16 protein-coding genes are annotated in these 16,799 nt (G+C 63.8%); 11 read left to right on the top strand and 5 right to left on the bottom strand.

The window, feature by feature from the left end; genetic code table 11:
• The first annotated feature begins 14 nt into the window (after nt 1-14).
• From CTR55_RS24770 to CTR55_RS24745, 6 genes are all read left to right on the top strand, one after another.
• Complete coding sequence (locus CTR55_RS24770; protein WP_296290248.1) at nt 15-1,382, top strand: aspartate aminotransferase family protein; 1,368 nt, start codon at nt 15-17, stop codon at nt 1,380-1,382.
• Nucleotides 1,383-1,500: 118 nt separating this feature from the next.
• Entirely contained in the window at nt 1,501-2,601 is a 1,101-nt protein-coding gene (locus CTR55_RS24765) for a polyamine ABC transporter substrate-binding protein (protein WP_296290246.1), read from the top strand.
• Nucleotides 2,602-2,856: 255 nt separating this feature from the next.
• Entirely contained in the window at nt 2,857-3,924 is a 1,068-nt protein-coding gene (locus tag CTR55_RS24760) for a polyamine ABC transporter substrate-binding protein (RefSeq protein WP_296290371.1), read from the top strand.
• Nucleotides 3,925-4,073: 149 nt separating this feature from the next.
• Nucleotides 4,074-5,228, top strand: coding sequence for a polyamine ABC transporter ATP-binding protein (potA, locus tag CTR55_RS24755; RefSeq protein WP_296290245.1), 1,155 nt, complete (start codon nt 4,074-4,076; stop codon nt 5,226-5,228).
• A gap of 26 nt (nt 5,229-5,254) precedes the next feature.
• The gene (locus CTR55_RS24750) at nt 5,255-6,136 is read left to right on the top strand and encodes an ABC transporter permease subunit (RefSeq protein WP_296290370.1); all 882 of its coding nucleotides are present in this window, start codon (nt 5,255-5,257) and stop codon (nt 6,134-6,136) included.
• The gene (locus CTR55_RS24745) at nt 6,133-7,008 is read left to right on the top strand and encodes an ABC transporter permease subunit (RefSeq protein ID WP_296290243.1); all 876 of its coding nucleotides are present in this window, start codon (nt 6,133-6,135) and stop codon (nt 7,006-7,008) included. The genes CTR55_RS24750 and CTR55_RS24745 overlap by 4 nt, the downstream gene beginning before the upstream one ends.
• A 410-nt stretch (nt 7,009-7,418) precedes the next feature.
• Here CTR55_RS24745 and CTR55_RS24740 read toward each other — a convergent pair whose 3' ends face one another.
• A complete protein-coding gene (locus CTR55_RS24740) occupies nt 7,419-9,806 on the bottom strand; it encodes a penicillin acylase family protein (protein WP_296290241.1) in 2,388 nt (795 codons plus the stop codon).
• A gap of 107 nt (nt 9,807-9,913) precedes the next feature.
• Here CTR55_RS24740 and CTR55_RS24735 point away from each other — a divergent pair, with 107 nt between their 5' ends.
• Nucleotides 9,914-10,963 carry an AraC family transcriptional regulator gene (locus CTR55_RS24735; RefSeq protein ID WP_296290239.1) on the top strand — a complete coding sequence of 350 codons (1,050 nt, stop codon included), beginning with the start codon at nt 9,914-9,916 and terminating at the stop codon, nt 10,961-10,963.
• A 3-nt stretch (nt 10,964-10,966) separates the two neighbouring features.
• On the opposite strand, the gene CTR55_RS24730 is transcribed toward CTR55_RS24735, so the two are convergent.
• Both CTR55_RS24730 and CTR55_RS24725 read right to left on the bottom strand, forming a co-directional pair.
• Nucleotides 10,967-11,467 (bottom strand): transcriptional regulator, encoded by a 501-nt coding sequence (locus CTR55_RS24730; protein WP_296290237.1) that lies wholly within the window; start codon nt 11,465-11,467, stop codon nt 10,967-10,969.
• Between the two features lie 88 nt (nt 11,468-11,555).
• Nucleotides 11,556-12,131 carry a DUF6436 domain-containing protein gene (locus tag CTR55_RS24725; protein ID WP_296290235.1) on the bottom strand — a complete coding sequence of 192 codons (576 nt, stop codon included), beginning with the start codon at nt 12,129-12,131 and terminating at the stop codon, nt 11,556-11,558.
• A 122-nt stretch (nt 12,132-12,253) separates the two neighbouring features.
• Between CTR55_RS24725 and CTR55_RS24720 the strand changes: the two genes are divergently transcribed.
• Nucleotides 12,254-13,192 (top strand): alpha/beta hydrolase, encoded by a 939-nt coding sequence (locus tag CTR55_RS24720; RefSeq protein ID WP_296290234.1) that lies wholly within the window; start codon nt 12,254-12,256, stop codon nt 13,190-13,192.
• A 153-nt stretch (nt 13,193-13,345) separates the two neighbouring features.
• On the opposite strand, the gene CTR55_RS24715 is transcribed toward CTR55_RS24720, so the two are convergent.
• On the bottom strand, nt 13,346-14,086 hold the full coding sequence (locus CTR55_RS24715; protein ID WP_296290233.1) for a hypothetical protein: 741 nt from the start codon (nt 14,084-14,086) through the stop codon (nt 13,346-13,348).
• A gap of 100 nt (nt 14,087-14,186) precedes the next feature.
• Between CTR55_RS24715 and CTR55_RS24710 the strand changes: the two genes are divergently transcribed.
• Nucleotides 14,187-14,810 (top strand): 2OG-Fe(II) oxygenase, encoded by a 624-nt coding sequence (locus tag CTR55_RS24710; protein ID WP_296290232.1) that lies wholly within the window; start codon nt 14,187-14,189, stop codon nt 14,808-14,810.
• A 4-nt stretch (nt 14,811-14,814) separates the two neighbouring features.
• On the opposite strand, the gene CTR55_RS24705 is transcribed toward CTR55_RS24710, so the two are convergent.
• Nucleotides 14,815-15,363: a DUF6160 family protein gene (locus CTR55_RS24705; RefSeq protein ID WP_296290230.1), complete on the bottom strand. Its 549-nt coding sequence runs from the start codon at nt 15,361-15,363 to the stop codon at nt 14,815-14,817.
• 253 nt (nt 15,364-15,616) lie between these two features.
• Here CTR55_RS24705 and CTR55_RS24700 point away from each other — a divergent pair, with 253 nt between their 5' ends.
• Both CTR55_RS24700 and CTR55_RS24695 read left to right on the top strand, forming a co-directional pair.
• Nucleotides 15,617-16,111 (top strand): DUF523 domain-containing protein, encoded by a 495-nt coding sequence (locus tag CTR55_RS24700; protein WP_296290228.1) that lies wholly within the window; start codon nt 15,617-15,619, stop codon nt 16,109-16,111.
• Between the two features lie 140 nt (nt 16,112-16,251).
• The gene (locus tag CTR55_RS24695; RefSeq protein WP_296290226.1) at nt 16,252-16,683 is read left to right on the top strand and encodes a DUF4399 domain-containing protein; all 432 of its coding nucleotides are present in this window, start codon (nt 16,252-16,254) and stop codon (nt 16,681-16,683) included.
• The last annotated feature ends 116 nt before the right edge of the window (nt 16,684-16,799 follow it).

The following is a 16,799-nucleotide window of genomic DNA, read 5'->3' as shown; positions in this document are numbered from 1 at the left end:
GAGGTTTTATCAAGATGACTAACCAGACCAGCGCCAACACCCAACACTGGCAGGCGCTCAGCCGCGATCACCACTTGGCTCCGTTCACTGACTACAAGCAGCTGAACGAGAAGGGCGCGCGCATCATCACCAAGGCCGAAGGCGTGTACCTGTGGGACAGCGAGGGCAACAAGATCCTCGATGGCATGGCTGGCCTGTGGTGTGTGAACGTCGGCTACGGTCGCAAGGAACTTGCTGAAGTCGCCTACAAGCAGATGCAGGAACTGCCCTACTACAACCTGTTCTTCCAGACCGCTCACCCGCCGGTGCTGGAACTGGCCAAGGCCATTGCCGACGTCGCCCCTGAAGGCATGAACCACGTGTTCTTCACCGGCTCGGGTTCGGAGTCCAACGACACCGTGCTGCGCATGGTTCGTCACTACTGGAGCATCAAGGGTCAGCCGCAGAAGAAAGTGGTCATCGGCCGCTGGAACGGCTACCACGGTTCCACCGTCGCCGGCGTCAGCCTGGGCGGCATGAAGGCACTGCACGAGCAGGGTGACCTGCCGATCCCGGGTATCGAGCACATCGCCCAGCCGTACTGGTTCGGCGAAGGCGGCGACATGGACCCGGAAGAGTTCGGCATCTGGGCTGCCGAGCAGCTGGAGAAGAAGATTCTCGAAGTGGGCGAAGACAAGGTCGCCGCCTTCATCGCCGAGCCTCTGCAGGGCGCGGGCGGCGTGATCATTCCGCCGAAAACCTACTGGCCGAAGATCCGCGAGATCCTCGCCAAATACGACATCCTGTTCATCGCCGACGAAGTCATCTGCGGCTTCGGCCGTACCGGCGAATGGTTCGGCAGCCAGTACTTCGGCAACGCCCCGGACCTGATGCCGATCGCCAAAGGCCTGACCTCTGGCTACATCCCCATGGGCGGCGTGATCGTTCGCGACGAGATCGTCCATACCCTGAATGAGGGTGGGGAGTTCTACCACGGCTTCACTTACTCTGGTCACCCGGTAGCCGCTGCGGTGGCGCTGGAGAACATCCGCATCCTGCGCGAAGAGAAGATCGTCGAGCGAGTGAAGAACGAAACGGCACCGTATTTGCAGCAGCGCTGGCAAGAGCTGGCCGACCATCCCCTGGTAGGCGAAGCCCGCGGGGTAGGCCTGGTGGCAGCACTGGAGCTGGTGAAGAACAAGAAGACCCGCGAGCGCTTCGAAGGCAAGGGTGTCGGGATGCTGTGCCGCGAGCACTGCTTCCGCAACGGTCTGATCATGCGCGCGGTGGGAGACACTATGATTATCTCGCCGCCGCTGGTGATCGAGAAATCGCAGATCGATGACCTGATCACCCTGGCGCGCAAGTGCCTCGATCAAACCGCCGCAGCCGTTCTGTCTTGAGTCTTTCACCGGACCTTTGACAGACTGCGCCTGTGCGTTGGCCAGGCTCACCGGGTGGTGACGGAAGGAGATGTCCACGCCACCCGGAACATCAAAAAAAACAAACGGAGCTACCCGCATGTTCAAGACCTTCGGCAAATCCCTGCTCGCTGTAACGCTGGCAGGCGCTGTGGCTGGTATGGCGCAGGCAGATGACAAGGTGCTGCACGTCTACAACTGGTCGGACTACATCGCGCCGGATACGGTCGACAAGTTCACCAAGGAAACCGGAATCAAGGTCGTCTACGACGTCTACGACAGCAACGAAGTGCTGGAGGCCAAGTTGCTGGCCGGCAAGTCGGGCTACGACATCGTGGTGCCGTCCAACTCCTTCCTCGCCAAGCAGATCAAGGCTGGCGTGTACACGCCGCTGGACAAGTCCAAGCTGCCGAACTGGAAGAACCTCAACCCGGACATCATGAAGACCCTGGAGATCAGCGACCCGGGCAACCAGTACGCGATCCCCTACATGTGGGGCACCATCGGCCTCGGCTACAACCCGGACAAGGTCAAGGCCGTGCTCGGCGACAACGCACCGGTGGACTCCTGGGACCTGGTGTTCAAGCCGGAAAACATCCAGAAGCTGAAGGCCTGTGGCGTGAGCTTCCTCGACTCGCCGACCGAAATGCTCCCGGCCGCCCTGCACTACCTGGGCTACAAGCCGGATAGCCAGGACCCGAAAGAGCTGAAGGAAGCCGAAGCGCTGTTCCTGAAGATTCGTCCGTACGTCTCCTACTTCCACTCCTCCAAGTACATCTCCGACATCGCCAACGGCAACATCTGCGTGGCCGTCGGTTACTCGGGTGACGTGTACCAGGCCAAGTCCCGCGCTGAAGAAGCCAAGAACAACGTCACTGTGAAGTACAACATTCCCAAGGAAGGTGCCGGCGCGTTCTTCGACACCGTTGCCATTCCGAAGGATGCCGAGAACCAGGAAGCCGCGCTGAAGTGGATCAACTTCCTGCTCGAGCCGGCGGTCATGTCCGAGATCACCAACGTCGTGCAGTTCCCGAACGGCAACGCGGCGGCCACCCCGCTGGTGAACGACGCGATCCGCAACGACCCGGGCATCTATCCGACCCCGGAAACCATGAAGAAGCTGTATGCCTTCCCGGACCTGCCGGCGAAGACCCAGCGTCTGATGACCCGCAGCTGGACCACCATCAAGTCCGGCAAGTAATCGGGTAGCCGCTGCCGCCTGGTGCGGCAGCGGATGTTCCGGGCAAGCAGCGGGGGAGTGCGCTCCCTCGCTGCTACCGGCAGCAACAAACAGCTTCCATCGGTGGAATGGCTGCGCAAGCCCTGGCGCTCTCGTGCTGATGAAGGGTTCGGCGCTACCCACGGACCGGCCGTCGAAACCCCGGCAGCAACCGATTTGAAGAAGTCAAAACAACGAGAGGACTCACGTGTGCACATTCCCTTCCGCAGAACCCTGATCGCTGCAGTCTCCGTCTTCGGTCTGACTTCGCTGGCCCAGGCACAGCAGACCGTCCACATCTACAACTGGTCGGACTACATCGGCGAAACCACTCTCGCCGATTTCGAGAAGGAAACCGGTATCAAGCCGGTGTACGACGTCTTCGACTCCAACGAAACCCTGGAAGGCAAGCTGCTGGCCGGTCGCACTGGCTATGACATCGTCGTGCCGTCCAACCACTTCCTCGGTCGCCAGATCAAGGCCGGTGCGTTCCAGAAGCTGGACAAGAGCCAGCTGCCGAACTGGTCGAACCTCGACCCGCACCTGATGAAACAGCTCGAGGCCAACGACCCGGGCAACCTGTACGGCGTGCCGTACCTGTGGGGCACCAACGGCATCGGCTACAACGTCGAGAAGGTCAAGGCCGTGCTGGGTGTCGACAAGATCGATTCGTGGGCCGTGTTGTTCGAGCCCGAGAACATGAAGAAGCTCAGCCAGTGCGGCGTCGCCTTCCTCGATTCGGGCGACGAAATGATGCCGGCTGTGCTCAAGTACATGGGGCTGGACCCCAACAGCGCCAACCCGGATGACTACAAGAAGGTGGAAGAGAAGCTGATGGCGGTGCGTCCGTACGTCACCTACTTCCACTCCTCCAAGTACATTTCCGACCTCGCCAACGGCAACATCTGCGTGGCGGCCGGTTTTTCCGGTGACGTATTCCAGGCCGCCAACCGCGCCAAGGAAGCCGGCAAGGGCGTGAACATCGCCTACGCCATTCCCAAGGAAGGCGCCAACCTGTGGTTCGACATCCTCGCCGTGCCGAAGGATGCCTCCAACCCGAAGGCCGCCCACGCGTTCATCAACTATCTGCTCAAACCCGAAGTGATCGCCAAGGTCAGCGATTACGTCGGTTACGCCAACCCGAACCTCAAGGCTGGCGAATTCATGGATGAGTCTGTGCGCAACAATCCTGAGGTGTACCCATCCCAGGAGGTTCTCGACAAACTCTTCGTGCAGCACGAGCTGCCGCCGAAGATCCTGCGCCTCATGACCCGTTCCTGGACCAAGATCAAGTCGGGCAAGTAAGACGGTTTTCCCCAAATCCGTCCGCGCGGGCACGGAGCGTCGCAGGGCCTCTCGAAAGGCTCTGCGGCGCACGTAAACTGCGCCAGCCCTGTAATACCAAGCATGCCCGGCCGCGGGGGCCGGGCCTCTATGATTTGGGAGTTGTGGTAATGGCAATAGCCTCCGGTGCCTACAAGAAAGCCTTGAGTGGCGACCAGAAACCGAAAGAGGTTCTGGTAAAAATCGACCGGGTCAGCAAGCAGTTCGATGAAACGCTGGCTGTGGACAGCGTGTCCCTGGACATCAAGAAGGGCGAGATTTTCGCCCTGCTCGGTGGCTCTGGGTCGGGCAAGTCGACCCTGCTTCGCATGCTGGCTGGTTTCGAGCGTCCCACTGAAGGTCGCATCTTCCTCGATGGCCAGGACATTACCGACCTGCCGCCCTATGAGCGGCCGATCAACATGATGTTCCAGTCGTACGCGCTGTTCCCCCACATGAGCGTGGCGCAGAACATCGCCTTCGGCCTCAAGCAGGATGGCCTGCCCAAGGCTGAGATCGACAGGATCGTCGAAGAAATGCTCAAGCTGGTGCAGATGACCCAGTATGCCAAGCGCAAGCCGCACCAGCTCTCCGGTGGCCAGCGCCAGCGTGTGGCCCTGGCTCGCTCCCTGGCCAAGCGTCCGAAGCTGCTGTTGCTCGACGAGCCCATGGGCGCGCTGGACAAGAAACTGCGTTCGCAGATGCAGCTGGAACTGGTGGAAATCATCGAGCGCGTGGGCGTGACCTGCGTGATGGTGACCCACGACCAGGAAGAGGCCATGACCATGGCCCAGCGTATCGCCATCATGCACCTGGGTTGCATCGAGCAGATCGGCAGCCCGATGGACATCTACGAGACCCCGGCCAGCCGCCTGATCTGTGAGTTCATCGGCAACGTCAACCTGTTCGACGGCGAGATCGTCGAAGACCTGCAGGACCACGCGGTCATCGCCTGCCCGCAGCTGGAAAACCCGATCTACATCGGCCACGGCATCAGTACCCGTGCCGAGAACAAGCGCATGACCTACGCGCTGCGTCCGGAAAAGGTCATGGTCAGCGCGCAGAAGCCGGAAAACCTCGAGCACGAAGGCTTCAACGTCGCCCAGGGCACCGTCCATGACATCGCCTACCTGGGTGGTCACTCGGTTTATTACATCAAGCTGACCTCCGGCTTCATCGTCCAGGCCTTCATGGCCAACGCTGAGCGCCACGTCGCGCGCCCGACCTGGGACCAGCCGGTTTACATCAGCTGGTACGACGACAGCGGTGTGGTACTGCAATCATGAACATCAGCAAATCGCTCATGAAACGCCTGCCGAACGGCCGGCATGCCGTGATCGGTGTGCCGTTCTTCTGGCTGTTCCTGTTCTTCCTGCTGCCCTTCGCCATCGTGCTGAAGATCAGTCTGGCGGCAGCGGACGTGGCCATTCCGCCGTACACCGAAGTCTTCCAGTACGCCGACCAGACGCTTCAGGTCGTGATGAATCTGGGCAACTACCTGATGCTGACGGACGACCCGCTCTACATCGATGCCTACCTGGGCTCGCTGAAGATGGCGGCGATCAGCACCTTCCTGTGCCTGGTCATCGGTTACCCGATGGCCTATGCCATCGCCCGCGCCAGCAAGGAAATGCAGACCGTCCTGTTGCTGCTGATCATGATGCCGACCTGGACGGCGATTCTGATCCGCGTGTATGCCTGGATGGGCATCCTGTCCAACAACGGGCTGCTCAACAGCTTCCTGATGTGGCTGGGCATCATCAACGAGCCGCTGACGATCCTGAACACCAACTTCGCGGTGTACATCGGCATCGTCTACTCGTACCTGCCCTTCATGGTCATGCCGCTCTACGCCAACCTGGTGAAGCACGACATGAGCCTGCTGGAGGCCGCGTCCGACCTCGGCGCGCGCAGCTTCGTCAGCTTCTGGAAAATCACCGTACCGCTGTCCAAGAACGGCATCATCGCCGGCTGCATGCTGGTGTTCATCCCGGCGGTGGGCGAGTTCGTGATCCCGGAACTGCTCGGCGGCCCCGAGACGCTGATGATCGGCAAGGTGCTGTGGCAGGAGTTCTTCAACAACCGTGACTGGCCGGTGGCGTCCGCCCTTGCCGTGGTGATGCTGCTGATCCTCATCGTGCCCATCATCTTCTTTAACAAGAACCAGGCTAAAGAGCTGGAGGGCAAGGTATGAACAAGCGTTGGTCGTTCTCCAACATCATGCTGGTGTTGGGCCTGCTCTTCATCTACGTGCCGATGCTCATCCTGGTCATCTACTCGTTCAACGGCTCCAAGCTGGTGACCGTGTGGGGTGGCTGGTCGGTGAAGTGGTACGTCGGCCTGCTGGATAACCAGCAGTTGGTTGGCTCGGTGTTCCGCTCGCTGGAGATCGCCTGCTATACCGCGATCTCCTCGGTGGCCCTGGGTACCCTGGCCGCCTTCGTGCTGACCCGCATCCCGCGTTTCCGTGGCCGTACGCTGTTCGGCGGCATGGTGACCGCACCGCTGGTCATGCCCGAGGTGATCACCGGTCTGTCGCTGCTGCTGCTGTTCGTCGCCATGGCGCAGATGATCGGCTGGCCGCAGGAGCGCGGCATCGTGACCATCTGGATCGCCCACACCAGCTTCTGCTCGTCCTACGTGGCGGTGGTGGTGTCGGCGCGCCTGCGTGAGCTGGACCTGTCCATCGAGGAAGCGGCCATGGACCTGGGCGCCAAGCCCTGGAAAGTGTTCATGCTGATCACCATCCCGATGATCGCCCCGTCGCTGGCGGCGGGCGGCATGATGTCCTTCGCCCTGTCGCTGGATGACCTGGTACTGGCCAGCTTCGTGTCCGGTCCTGGTTCCACCACCCTGCCGATGGAGGTTTTCTCCGCCGTGCGCCTGGGCGTGAAGCCGGAGATCAACGCCGTCGCCAGCCTGATCCTGCTGACCGTTTCGCTGTTCACCTTCTTCGCCTGGTACTTCACCCGTCGTGCTGAAGAACGTCGCAAGCGCGCCGTGCAGGAAGCCATGGAGTCCAACGCGACCGACTGGCAGCAGAAGAGTTCGACAGCCACCGCCTGACGCCGTCTTGTCGGCCGGTAGTATCCGGCGATTGTCGAACCACGGGCCACCTTCGGGTGGCCCGTGTTTTTTGCGCACGCGTTATTCCGAAGTGCTTGGAAAGTCGAGAGTAATCGGAAAAATCCGTGGGTCGCAAAGACTCACCCTCAGCGGAATGCCAACTACGCTCTAAGCGTTCGGTAGCGCTTTCCGGTCACCCCCCGAACCAGGATCGGATCGCGCCGCCGGCAAACTTCCAGTGACGCCTTTTGGCACTCCGTGCGGGAGACGGCGCCCAATACAACACCCCGGTCGTTATCCCTTGGGGAAATAAAGCGCCAGGGAGCTTCGGCATCTCCCGCAACACTCTCTACCACTGCACCCATGAAAAACCCCGCAGGAGCGGGGTTTTTCATTTCCAGCGAGGCGACTCAGCGACGGACGGGGATCAGTCGCAGAACGCCCTTGGTGTTGGCCTTCACCTCGTTGTCGTCATAGTGCTGCGGCAGGTACTGGCCTTCGATATAAGCCTCGGCCTGGTCATCGTAGTGCTTGTCGAAGGGCACGCCGCTCTGTCCGACCGGGTTGATGCCCAGGCTGTGCGCCGGATCGGCGAAATCGATCAGCCGCCGCGTGGACGGGCCATAGATCACCTGCCAGGGTGCCGGCCCGACGCGGGCGGACAGGTTGTTCGGCACCTCGTGGCCGCCTGGCGCGGCGAACGGACCCACGTTGAAGATCTTGTCCAGCGGCTTCTGCTGGCCCAGCGGATGACCGTGGGTGAGGGTATGCGCCTTGCCCCACTGCCACTGCTTCGAGTCCTGGCCGAGGGTGCTACGCAGGTGCGCAAGGCCGTCCTTCCAGGCGGCTTTTACGATCTCGGCGCGGGATTCCTTCGCCGGCGTCTTGCGGTTGTCCCACCAGGGCGAGCTCTCGTCGGCGGCCAGGCGCGGCAGGGCCACGTCGAGCACGCGGGTGGACAGCAGGTTGTCGAAGAAGGCATCGCCCATCTCGTCGCGCATGGCGCCGTCGGCCACCTGGTAGATCAACTGGTTGAACACCGTCGCGGTGACCGAGTCCAGCGGATGGTCGCCTTGCCAGTTGGCGAGGTTTTCCACCAGCGCCTTCTCTTCGTCATTGGCGGCGGCTTCACGCAGGATCGGCAGCAGCGGCTTGAGGAAGCGCGGGCCGTAGCCGGTGGCGGTATCCAGTTGCAGCGCCTGACTGTTCTGCAGGTCCCACTTCACCGAATCGTCGGACAGGTGCTTGTTCAACTGCTGACCACGATCGGGCAGGTTGTAGTAGCCCGGCACCGGGCGGCCGTTGGCCGGTACCGGCTGGAAGTTGGCGGAGACGATGTAGCCGCGCGCCGGGTTCTCTTCCTGCGGGTTCTCGCTGAAGGGGTAGAAGCCGCTCTTATCGGCCTGGCCGCTGGCGCCGTCGAGCAGGAAGTTCGGGTTGACCCCGTCCGGCCGCACTGGAAGCTGCGCCGAGGCCCACCAGCCGATGTCGCCACGGGCGTTGGCCCAGACCACGTTGAGCCCCGGCGACTGGATTTTCGACGCCGCCGTGCGCGCCTTGGGCAGCGTGTCGGCGCGGTTCAGCTCGTAGAAGGCGTCGAGGATCGGGTTCTGCGTCTCCAGGAACGCCCACCACATGGACACCGGCGTCTTGCCTGCGGCAGTGCCCAGGGCATCGTTGACCAGCGGGCCGTGGGGCGAGCTGCGCAGGGTAATCTTCACCGGCGCTTCGCCCTTCACCGCGATCGTCTGTTCCTCACTCTTCAGGTCGACCCACTGGCCGTGGTACCAGACCTGGTTGGGGTTGTCCGGGTTGACCTTCTCGGCGACCAGATCGACGTCGTCGTTCTGGAACATGGTCAGGCTCCAGCCGAACTGCAGGTTGTGGCCGAGCGAGGCGAAGGGGTTGAGCGCCTGGTAGTGGCCGTACAGCTCGAAGCCCGGCGCGCTTGCCTGCAGCTCGTACCATACCGCCGGCACGGCGAAGCGGATGTGCGGGTCGCCCGCCAGCAGTGGCTTGCCACTCTTGGTGCGGCTGCCGGAAACGGCCCAGGCGTTGCTGCCCTCGAACTGCGGCAGGCCGGCTTTCTCCAGCGCGGCGTGGCTGAGGCGGGCGATGGCGCTCAGGTCCTGCCAGTCGGCGGCGGCCAGCGCCTTGGAGGTCATCACGCCTTCGGGGTGCCAGTCGAGGTCGAAGACCTTCAGGTAGTCCGCGCCCAACTCGTCGCGCACGTAGGTCAGCACCGGCTCGGTGCGGAAGGCGGCGGCGAAGCTGTAGGCCATGTAGCCGGCGACGCTGACGGTGTCTTCGGGTGTGAAGGGGCGCTTGGGAATGCCGAGGATGTCGAACTCCACGGGGCGCGGGTGGCTGTCCTGGAACTGGTTGACGCCGTCGAGGTAGGCCACCAGTGCTTTCCAGGCTGGGGTGTTCTTGTCCTGCTTGGCGACGTATTCGGCAGCATGGTCGCGGATACGCAGGCTGCGGAACATGCGGTCGGTGTCCACCAGCTTGGGCCCGAGCACTTCGGCCAGCTCGCCGCGGGACAGGCGCCGCAGTATCTCCATCTGGAACAGGCGGTCCTGGGCGTGGACGTAGCCGATCGCCCGGTACATGTCCTCCTCGCTGCCCGCCTTGAGGTGCGGCACGCCGCGCTCGTCATAGCGAACCGTGACTTCGCTGGAAAGACCAGCCAGGGGCAGTTGTCCGTCGCGTACCGGCTGCTTGCCGTGCAGGTACCAGCCGCCACCGGCCGTTGCAGCGGCGATGACGACAGCGAGGACAGTCAAAGTGCGTTTCATGCGGCAACTCCTTGTAGTTATGCGGCGATTTTGCAGTGGATACCGCTTGTCGCTCATTGACCAAATGTCTCGTGGGTGGGATTTTCTGGTCAATTCAAGGAGTGATCATGTCCGCCCCCGCACTGAACTTCCCCGCCACCCCGGCAATGACCCAGTCCGCCACCCTGCGTCGCCAGCTGTACGAGGCGCTCTCGGTGCTGGGCTTCGATCCGACCGACATCTACCGCCAGGCCCTGCAGAAGGTTCGCCTGCCGGCGCCGGCGCAGAGCGGCCGCCTGGTGCATGACGACGCCCCCTTGTTCTGGGAGACCCTTGACGAGATTACCGGCGACGCCGATATCGGCCTGCACCTGGGCGAGGCGATGAAGCCGCGCCTGCTGGACGTGGTCGGCTACCTGCTGATGGCCAGCGGCGACCTGCGCGAGGCGCTGTACAGCTTCCTGCGCTTCCAGCACATCCTCTCCGGCGGTTTTGCCGCGCAGATGCGCGAGGAGGGCGAGCAGGTAAGGCTGATTCTCGACCTGAACTACCTGGGCACCAGCAACCTGCGCCAGCAGATGGAGTGCCTGATGTTGCTGTTCCTCAAGCTGCTGGCGCTGATCACTGACGATGAATTCCGCGTTCAGGCCATCGAGTTCCGCCACCCACAGCCGCGCAGGTTGGGCGAGCACCGACGGCTTTTCGGCCTGACGCCGAGCTTCGGCAAGCCCAACGACGCCTTGCTGTTCGACCGCACGTTACTAGCCCGACCGTCCCGTACCGGTAATCCGGTGCTGCACCAGTTACTCACCGAGCACGCCCGCGAACAGTTGGGGACGCTGGACGAGAACGACCTGCTCAATCGCCTGCGCTACCTGATAGCCATTCGGCTGGGCGAGGACGAATGCACCCTGCAGAGTTGTGCCCGTGAGCTGGGCGTGCGACCGGGGCTGCTGCAGCGCAACCTGGCGAGCCGGGCGCAGACCTTCAGGGAAGTACGGGAGGAAGTGCGCCGGCAGCGGGCGGCAGCGATGCTCGAAGGGGGTGTGGCGATTCGTGAGGTGGCGCGAGCTTGTGGGTTTGCCGAGCTGTCGCCGTTCTACCGGGCGTTCCGGCGTTGGTATTCGGTGCCGCCCGAGCGCTATCGCCAGCGCCTGCAGGGCGGCACCGAAGGCTGAGGGTTACTCGGCCAGCGGGATTTCGCGGCTCACTTCCAGCAGCGCCATGGCGTCGAGCTGGTCTTCGATCTGCATGAAGCGCAGGGCGCGCTGCGGCGAGACTTCCTTGGCGATGCGCTTGAGGTACTTCTCCTTGAGGTCCTGGCGGTCGTCCTGGAGCTCCAGCACCTGTTTCTGCAGCTTGGCCGACTCATCGTTGCCCACCGAACCGGTGTTATAGCTGTTGGCGTAGTCGATGATGATCGACAGGGTCTGCTTGCTCAGCTTGTCCGCCTCGGTGCGATAGCTGTTGTAGATCGGCCAGAACTTTTCGGTTTCCTGCGGGGTGAGCTTCATGTTGGCTTCGACGATGCGCTTGCGCTTGTAGTCGATGTCGGCGATGCGGTTGTTGATGGCCTGCTTGTGCTGCTCCATGAGCTGGCTGCTGCTGGGGGTGTCGTCGGCGTGGGCGGCCAGGGGCAGGGCGAGAATGGTGCAGAAGGCGAGGGCGGAATGAAGACGCATGCGAAAAGCTCCTTGATAGCGAACGGCCCTTCGTGGGCCGGCGTTCCAAGTGTAGTCATGGATTGGCCATCGTCTTCGTTGATGCGGCTCAGTGCTTCGCGCCATCCCAGGGGCAATAGCAGCCCACTGCCAGGGTATGGGTCGCGTTCACCTGACGCCCTTGCATCAGCGCGTCGAGGATCGGCTCGATGAAGCTGTTGCCCGAGGTACACACCGCGCCCTCGCTGTAAGGCCCGAAGTAGGCCAGCTTGCCCTGGGCATCCCAGATCGCCACGGCGGGGCTTGCCGGCAACTGCTCGGCGCCGGGCAGGGCGTCCAGCGTGCGCATCGACTTCAGCGTGTCGGGCAGGTGGCCGCGGGTGCCGGGCTTCTGGATGGCGAAGAATTCCACGCCCTGCGGGCCGAAGCGCTGGATCAGCTCGGCGAGGTGCTGCTGGTTGCCGACGTTGCACGGGCAGGCCGGGTCCCAGAAGTGCACCAGGCGGATCTTGCCGGGGCCGGCCAGTTGCGCCGGCAGCATCAGGTGGTCGCCGGAAAACAGCTGCGGCTGGTGGCTGAACGGGCGGATAAAACGGTTCTCGTACCACCCGTAGGTGGCGAGCAGGGCGCCCAGGCAGAGTGCGGCAATCAGCCAGCTGAACAGCGATTTTCGGCGTGAGGACATGGCAGCGACCAGTGACAGAGTCGGTAAGATAGCCGACAAGCTTGCCACGAGGACGGGCGCGGCAGAATATCCGCTGCTCCACGCGTTCCTTTCGTCACCCGCCTGCCAGAAGCGAAACGCCCATGCCTGAAGCTTTCCAGCCCGATCTGCTGCGCACCCTGCTGCGACCTCTGACCGCAGAGGCGAATGAGGTCGGCATCGCGCTGTACCAGCACTTCTACGGCCTGGACCTGCACGGACGGCATCCGGGCCTGCAGAGCCGCCTGGGCACCTTCGAGGCCGGCGGCTATCTGATCGCCGCACAGTACTGGCGGCCGGCGCTGGCGCGCGGGACTCTGGTGCTGCTGCACGGCTACTACGACCACATGGGCCTGTATCGCCATGTGATCGACTGGGCGCTGGGCATGGGCTTCGCGGTGCTGGCCTGCGACCTGCCGGGGCACGGCCTGTCAGGCGGCGCTGCGGCCAGCATTGGCGACTTTGCCGAATACCAGGTGGTGCTTGGCGCGCTGCTGGACCAGGCCCGGGAGCTGGACCTGCCACAACCCTGGCATCTCTGCGGGCAGAGCACCGGCGGGGCGATCCTGCTGGACTACCTGCTTACCGGCGCGCCGCGTCCGGAGCTGGGCCGCACCATCCTGCTGGCACCGTTGGTGCGCCCGCGCGCCTGGGGCTGGTCGAAGTTCAGCTACCAGATGCTGCGGCCGTTCGTGGATTCGATCCCGCGGCGTTTCAGCGAGAACTCCAACGATGCCGAATTCCTCGCCTTCCTGCGTGACCGCGACCCGTTGCAGCCGAAGATCCTGCCCACCGCCTGGGTCGGTGCGCTGGCGCGCTGGATTCCGCGCATCGAGGCGGCCGGCCATGGTGCGCAGAGCCTGCTGGTGGTGCAGGGCGACGCCGACGAGACGGTGGACTGGCGCTACAACCTGAAGGTGCTGGAGGAAAAGTTCGAGAAGATCGAATGCCTGCTGCTCACCGGTGCACGGCACCATCTGGCAAACGAGAGCGAGACGTTGCGCAGGCGCTACTTCGATTTTCTCAGCGAGCGGATGGGGTAGGGGAGGGAAAGCGGAGGACGGCGGCGCTGTGATTGAGGGTGTGTCCTTCACTCCTTGCGCCATGCTCCTCAGGCGCCACCCTCTGTACAGCGGGAAGAATTCTACGAGGGAAGTTTCTCGGAATGGCCCGCAAGCCGAGTAGGCTTATTCCGATCACTGATTGTTGGGCGATGCCGCTAATCCAGCCTTAAGGGCAGCCAGTGCTGCGCGGTAATAGGTGCGGCCGGCCGGCGACTCGCTGAAGTCGGCGAACTGACCCAGTTCGGCGTCGCTCAGGCCGCGGTAGACATAGAGCAGGGTGTTGTCGAGATCGGCACCGATCTGCCCCATCAGCTTCTGCCGCTGCCCTTCGAGCATGCTTTGCGTGGTGCCGCCGCCGAGGAGGCCCGGAAGCATCTGGCTGAGGCTGTCCGCTGCCACGCTGGCCAGGGCCAGGCTGACTTCGGCGCCGGCTTCGCGGGCCGGCAGGATCTGGCTCAGGCGATGGATGACCTGCTGGCGCACCGCGCTGGCCTGTTGGCGTGGCAGGCCGTTGGCGTACTTCTGCAACTGGTCGCTGCGAGTGGCCAGTGTCTCCGCGCCGGCGACCTTGCGGCCCAGGGGCGACTCGAAGAAGTTCACCGCTGCGGTGCTGTCCGGCAGGTTCTGGCGCAGGCCGTTCAAGGCGCGCTGGTCGATATCGGCGGGGGCGAAGCGCTGGTTGCTGTTGTCCACCAGCGTCTGGTACAGCGCCGGTGGCAGGTTGCCCTGATAACGCTTCTGCGCAGCGTGCAGGGCGTCGTTGAAGTGCGCTCGCTGTTCCGGCCAGCCGGCGGCCTGGTACAGGCGCTGGTAGTTGTCGGCCAGGGCAGGCATGCCCAGTACAAGAAGGGTGAGGGCCAGCAGTACGCGCATTGCAACTCCTTTGGGGCGGCAGGGTTCGCTCGCCGGGGGCTATTGTCGGCAAGGCTTGCCCCGCTTGTCGAGACACTGGCGCCGGACGTTACAATGCGCCATGCATTTCGACGCCGATTCTGCCCTCCTGCAAAGCATCGTTGACGACCTCGCCGTCCAGGGCTGGTCGCAGCAGGACGCCTTCCTTCCCGATGCCCTGATCGCCCAATTGGCGACGGAGTGCCGTGCCCGCGAGGCGGCCGGCAAACTGGCCGCCGCCGCCATCGGCCGGGGTGATGGGTTGGCCGTGCGCGAAGGCATTCGCGGCGACCGCATCCAGTGGATCGAGCCCGGCCAGTCCGAGGCCTGCGACCTTTACCTGAATGCCCTGGACGTGTTGCGCCGGGCGATCAACCGCTCGCTGTACCTCGGTCTGGAGGACTTCGAGGGGCACTTCGCGCTCTATCCGCCGGGGGCGTTCTACCAGAAGCACCTGGATCGCTTCCGTGATGATGACCGTCGCAGCGTGTCGGCGGTGTTCTATCTCAACCGCGATTGGCCGGTGGCGCAGGGCGGAGAACTGCGCATGTACCTCCCCGACGAACGGACGCTGGACCTGCCGCCACTGGCCGGCCGGCTGGTGGTGTTCCTCTCCGGTGACTTCCCCCACGAAGTATTGCCGGCCAGCCATGAGCGCCTGTCGCTCACCGGGTGGTTCCGCCGCCGCGCAGACGCTCCGCTCTGAGCGGTCAGTGTCCCCAGATCTTCAGGGTGCCGCTGATGTCCTGGATGTCGCGCACTTCGATGTTCCCTAGTCGCCCGCTGCCCACGTAAAGATCGCCGGTGACCCGCAGCCGGATGGTCTGCGAGGGCAGCCCGCTGGCGTTGAGCTGCTGGTTGATGGTGGTGAGATCGGGCAGGGTCAGGGCCAGTTGCTGCTGGCCGCCGGTGCCCTGCACCACGTCCACCTGCAGAGTCGGCTGCTCGATACCGAAGATCGGCAGGCTCAGGCCCAGCTGCGTGGGCCCGTAGGGCAGGCTGCCGCCACGGCCGTCCGGGCAGTCGCCGGCCTTCACGCAACCGTTGTCGATGAACACGTTGCGCAACGAGACGCTGCCACCGTCGTCGTTCCACGCCACGCTGTCCATGCGCGCCAGTACGTCGGCGCGCAGGCTGATGCCGTCCTGGCCGGTGACGGCGCCGAGGTGCTCATTGTCCAGCGCCTGGAGCTCGGCAAAGGCCAGGGGCAGGTAGGACAACGCGGCGAAAGTGGCGGTACAGAGAAAGAATCGGGGCATGGGGGGCTCCAGGGAGATTGGCCGATGCGCGAGTCTGAGCGGCACCCCGCGGTGCAGCCAGTGCCGGGCGGCTGTTCCCGTCGAAGGTTGTGCTCAGGTTTCAGCCGACGGCCGGCGTACCGCTCAAGAGCCCGACTTTCGGCGGGGCGGAAACCTGCTGCGACAGACCCGCCGATGAAAGTTGCGTTACCCGGCGTGACCGCAAAAGAGCGAGCGGCTAGTCTGTCCCCTTCCAAAAGGGAGTGATTCGCCCATGCAGAAGGTTCTCGTCAGCCGCTGCCTGCTTGGCCATCGCGTCCGCTACGACGGCGGCGCTCACGGGCCGTTCGACCTGCTGTCGCGCTGGCTGGACCAGGGGCGAGTGGTCGCGTTGTGTCCGGAAGTCGCCGGTGGCCTGCCGACGCCCCGCGCCCCGGCGGAAATCCCCGGCGGCCAGGGCCTGGCCGTGCTGGAACGGGCGCGCCCGGTGATGACAGTGGAGGGCGAAGACGTCAGCGAAGCCTTCCTGCTCGGTGCCGAGGAGGCCATGGCGCTGGTGCGCCACCATGACATCCGCCTGGCCGTGCTCAAGGCGCGCAGCCCGTCCTGCGGCAACCGCGAGAACTACGACGGCAGCTTCAGTGGCCAGAAGATCGCCGGCGAAGGCGTCACCGCCGCCGCGCTGAAACGCATGGGCGTACTGGTGTTCAGCGAGGAAGAACTGGACGCCGCCGCCGTCTGCCTGGCCGGGCTGGAAGCCGGGGGTTAGAGCGGTTGTCGACACTCGAAGACGCACTATTTTCCTTGAGCCTGCGGCTCTGGCGCCTATGCTTGTCGGTTCCATGCGGAAGGTGAGGCCGGCCTGAGCGGGTCCTTCGCCTTCCGATGTTCACGTAGAAGGAGAAGAACATGAGAACCATGCTGCCTTGCCTCGGCCTCGCCGCGCTGCTCGCCGGAACTTCCGCCATCGCCGCGGAATTCCCGCGCACCCCGGCCCCGGAAGGCGCCAAGGTGTACTTCATCGAGCCAGCCGACGGTGCCACGGTGGACAAGACCTTCACCGTCAAATTCGGCCTCAAGGGCATGGGTGTCGCGCCTGCCGGCGTGGATTCGCCGGCCACCGGCCACCATCACCTGCTGATCGACCTCAAGGAGCAGCCGGCGATGAATCTGCCGCTGCCGATGACCGACCAGCTCAAGCACTTCGGCAAGGGCCAGACCGAAACCCAGGTGACCCTGCCGCCGGGCAAGCACACCCTGCAACTGCTGGTGGGCGACAAGAACCACGTGCCGCTCGACCCGCCGGTGGAGTCGCAGCAGATCACCGTCAATGTGAAGTGAGTGCAGAAGGCTGGTGCTTTTCGTAGGAGCGAGCTTGCTCGCGAACCGCTTCGTTGCGGGGATTGTTCGCGAGCAAGCTCGCTCCTGCAGGACATTACCCTTGTGCCGAAACACCC

The organism is Pseudomonas sp., from assembly GCF_002796985.1.
Classification (GTDB): domain Bacteria; phylum Pseudomonadota; class Gammaproteobacteria; order Pseudomonadales; family Pseudomonadaceae; genus Pseudomonas.
Note: the sequence above shows the minus strand (reverse complement) of the source record. Positions and strands in the feature narration are given on the sequence as shown.

What these genes read in the sequence shown, in the direction of transcription:
- CTR55_RS24770 (WP_296290248.1), top strand. Translation starts at nt 15, where the DNA reads ATGACTAACCAGACCAGCGCCAACACCCAACACTGGCAGGCGCTCAGC.
- CTR55_RS24765 (WP_296290246.1), top strand. Translation starts at nt 1,501, where the DNA reads ATGTTCAAGACCTTCGGCAAATCCCTGCTCGCTGTAACGCTGGCAGGC.
- potA (WP_296290245.1), top strand. Translation starts at nt 4,074, where the DNA reads ATGGCAATAGCCTCCGGTGCCTACAAGAAAGCCTTGAGTGGCGACCAG.
- CTR55_RS24745 (WP_296290243.1), top strand. Translation starts at nt 6,133, where the DNA reads ATGAACAAGCGTTGGTCGTTCTCCAACATCATGCTGGTGTTGGGCCTG.
- CTR55_RS24740 (WP_296290241.1), bottom strand. Translation starts at nt 9,806, where the DNA reads ATGAAACGCACTTTGACTGTCCTCGCTGTCGTCATCGCCGCTGCAACG.
- CTR55_RS24735 (WP_296290239.1), top strand. Translation starts at nt 9,914, where the DNA reads ATGTCCGCCCCCGCACTGAACTTCCCCGCCACCCCGGCAATGACCCAG.
- CTR55_RS24730 (WP_296290237.1), bottom strand. Translation starts at nt 11,467, where the DNA reads ATGCGTCTTCATTCCGCCCTCGCCTTCTGCACCATTCTCGCCCTGCCC.
- CTR55_RS24725 (WP_296290235.1), bottom strand. Translation starts at nt 12,131, where the DNA reads ATGTCCTCACGCCGAAAATCGCTGTTCAGCTGGCTGATTGCCGCACTC.
- CTR55_RS24720 (WP_296290234.1), top strand. Translation starts at nt 12,254, where the DNA reads ATGCCTGAAGCTTTCCAGCCCGATCTGCTGCGCACCCTGCTGCGACCT.
- CTR55_RS24715 (WP_296290233.1), bottom strand. Translation starts at nt 14,086, where the DNA reads ATGCGCGTACTGCTGGCCCTCACCCTTCTTGTACTGGGCATGCCTGCC.
- CTR55_RS24710 (WP_296290232.1), top strand. Translation starts at nt 14,187, where the DNA reads ATGCATTTCGACGCCGATTCTGCCCTCCTGCAAAGCATCGTTGACGAC.
- CTR55_RS24705 (WP_296290230.1), bottom strand. Translation starts at nt 15,363, where the DNA reads ATGCCCCGATTCTTTCTCTGTACCGCCACTTTCGCCGCGTTGTCCTAC.
- CTR55_RS24700 (WP_296290228.1), top strand. Translation starts at nt 15,617, where the DNA reads ATGCAGAAGGTTCTCGTCAGCCGCTGCCTGCTTGGCCATCGCGTCCGC.
- CTR55_RS24695 (WP_296290226.1), top strand. Translation starts at nt 16,252, where the DNA reads ATGAGAACCATGCTGCCTTGCCTCGGCCTCGCCGCGCTGCTCGCCGGA.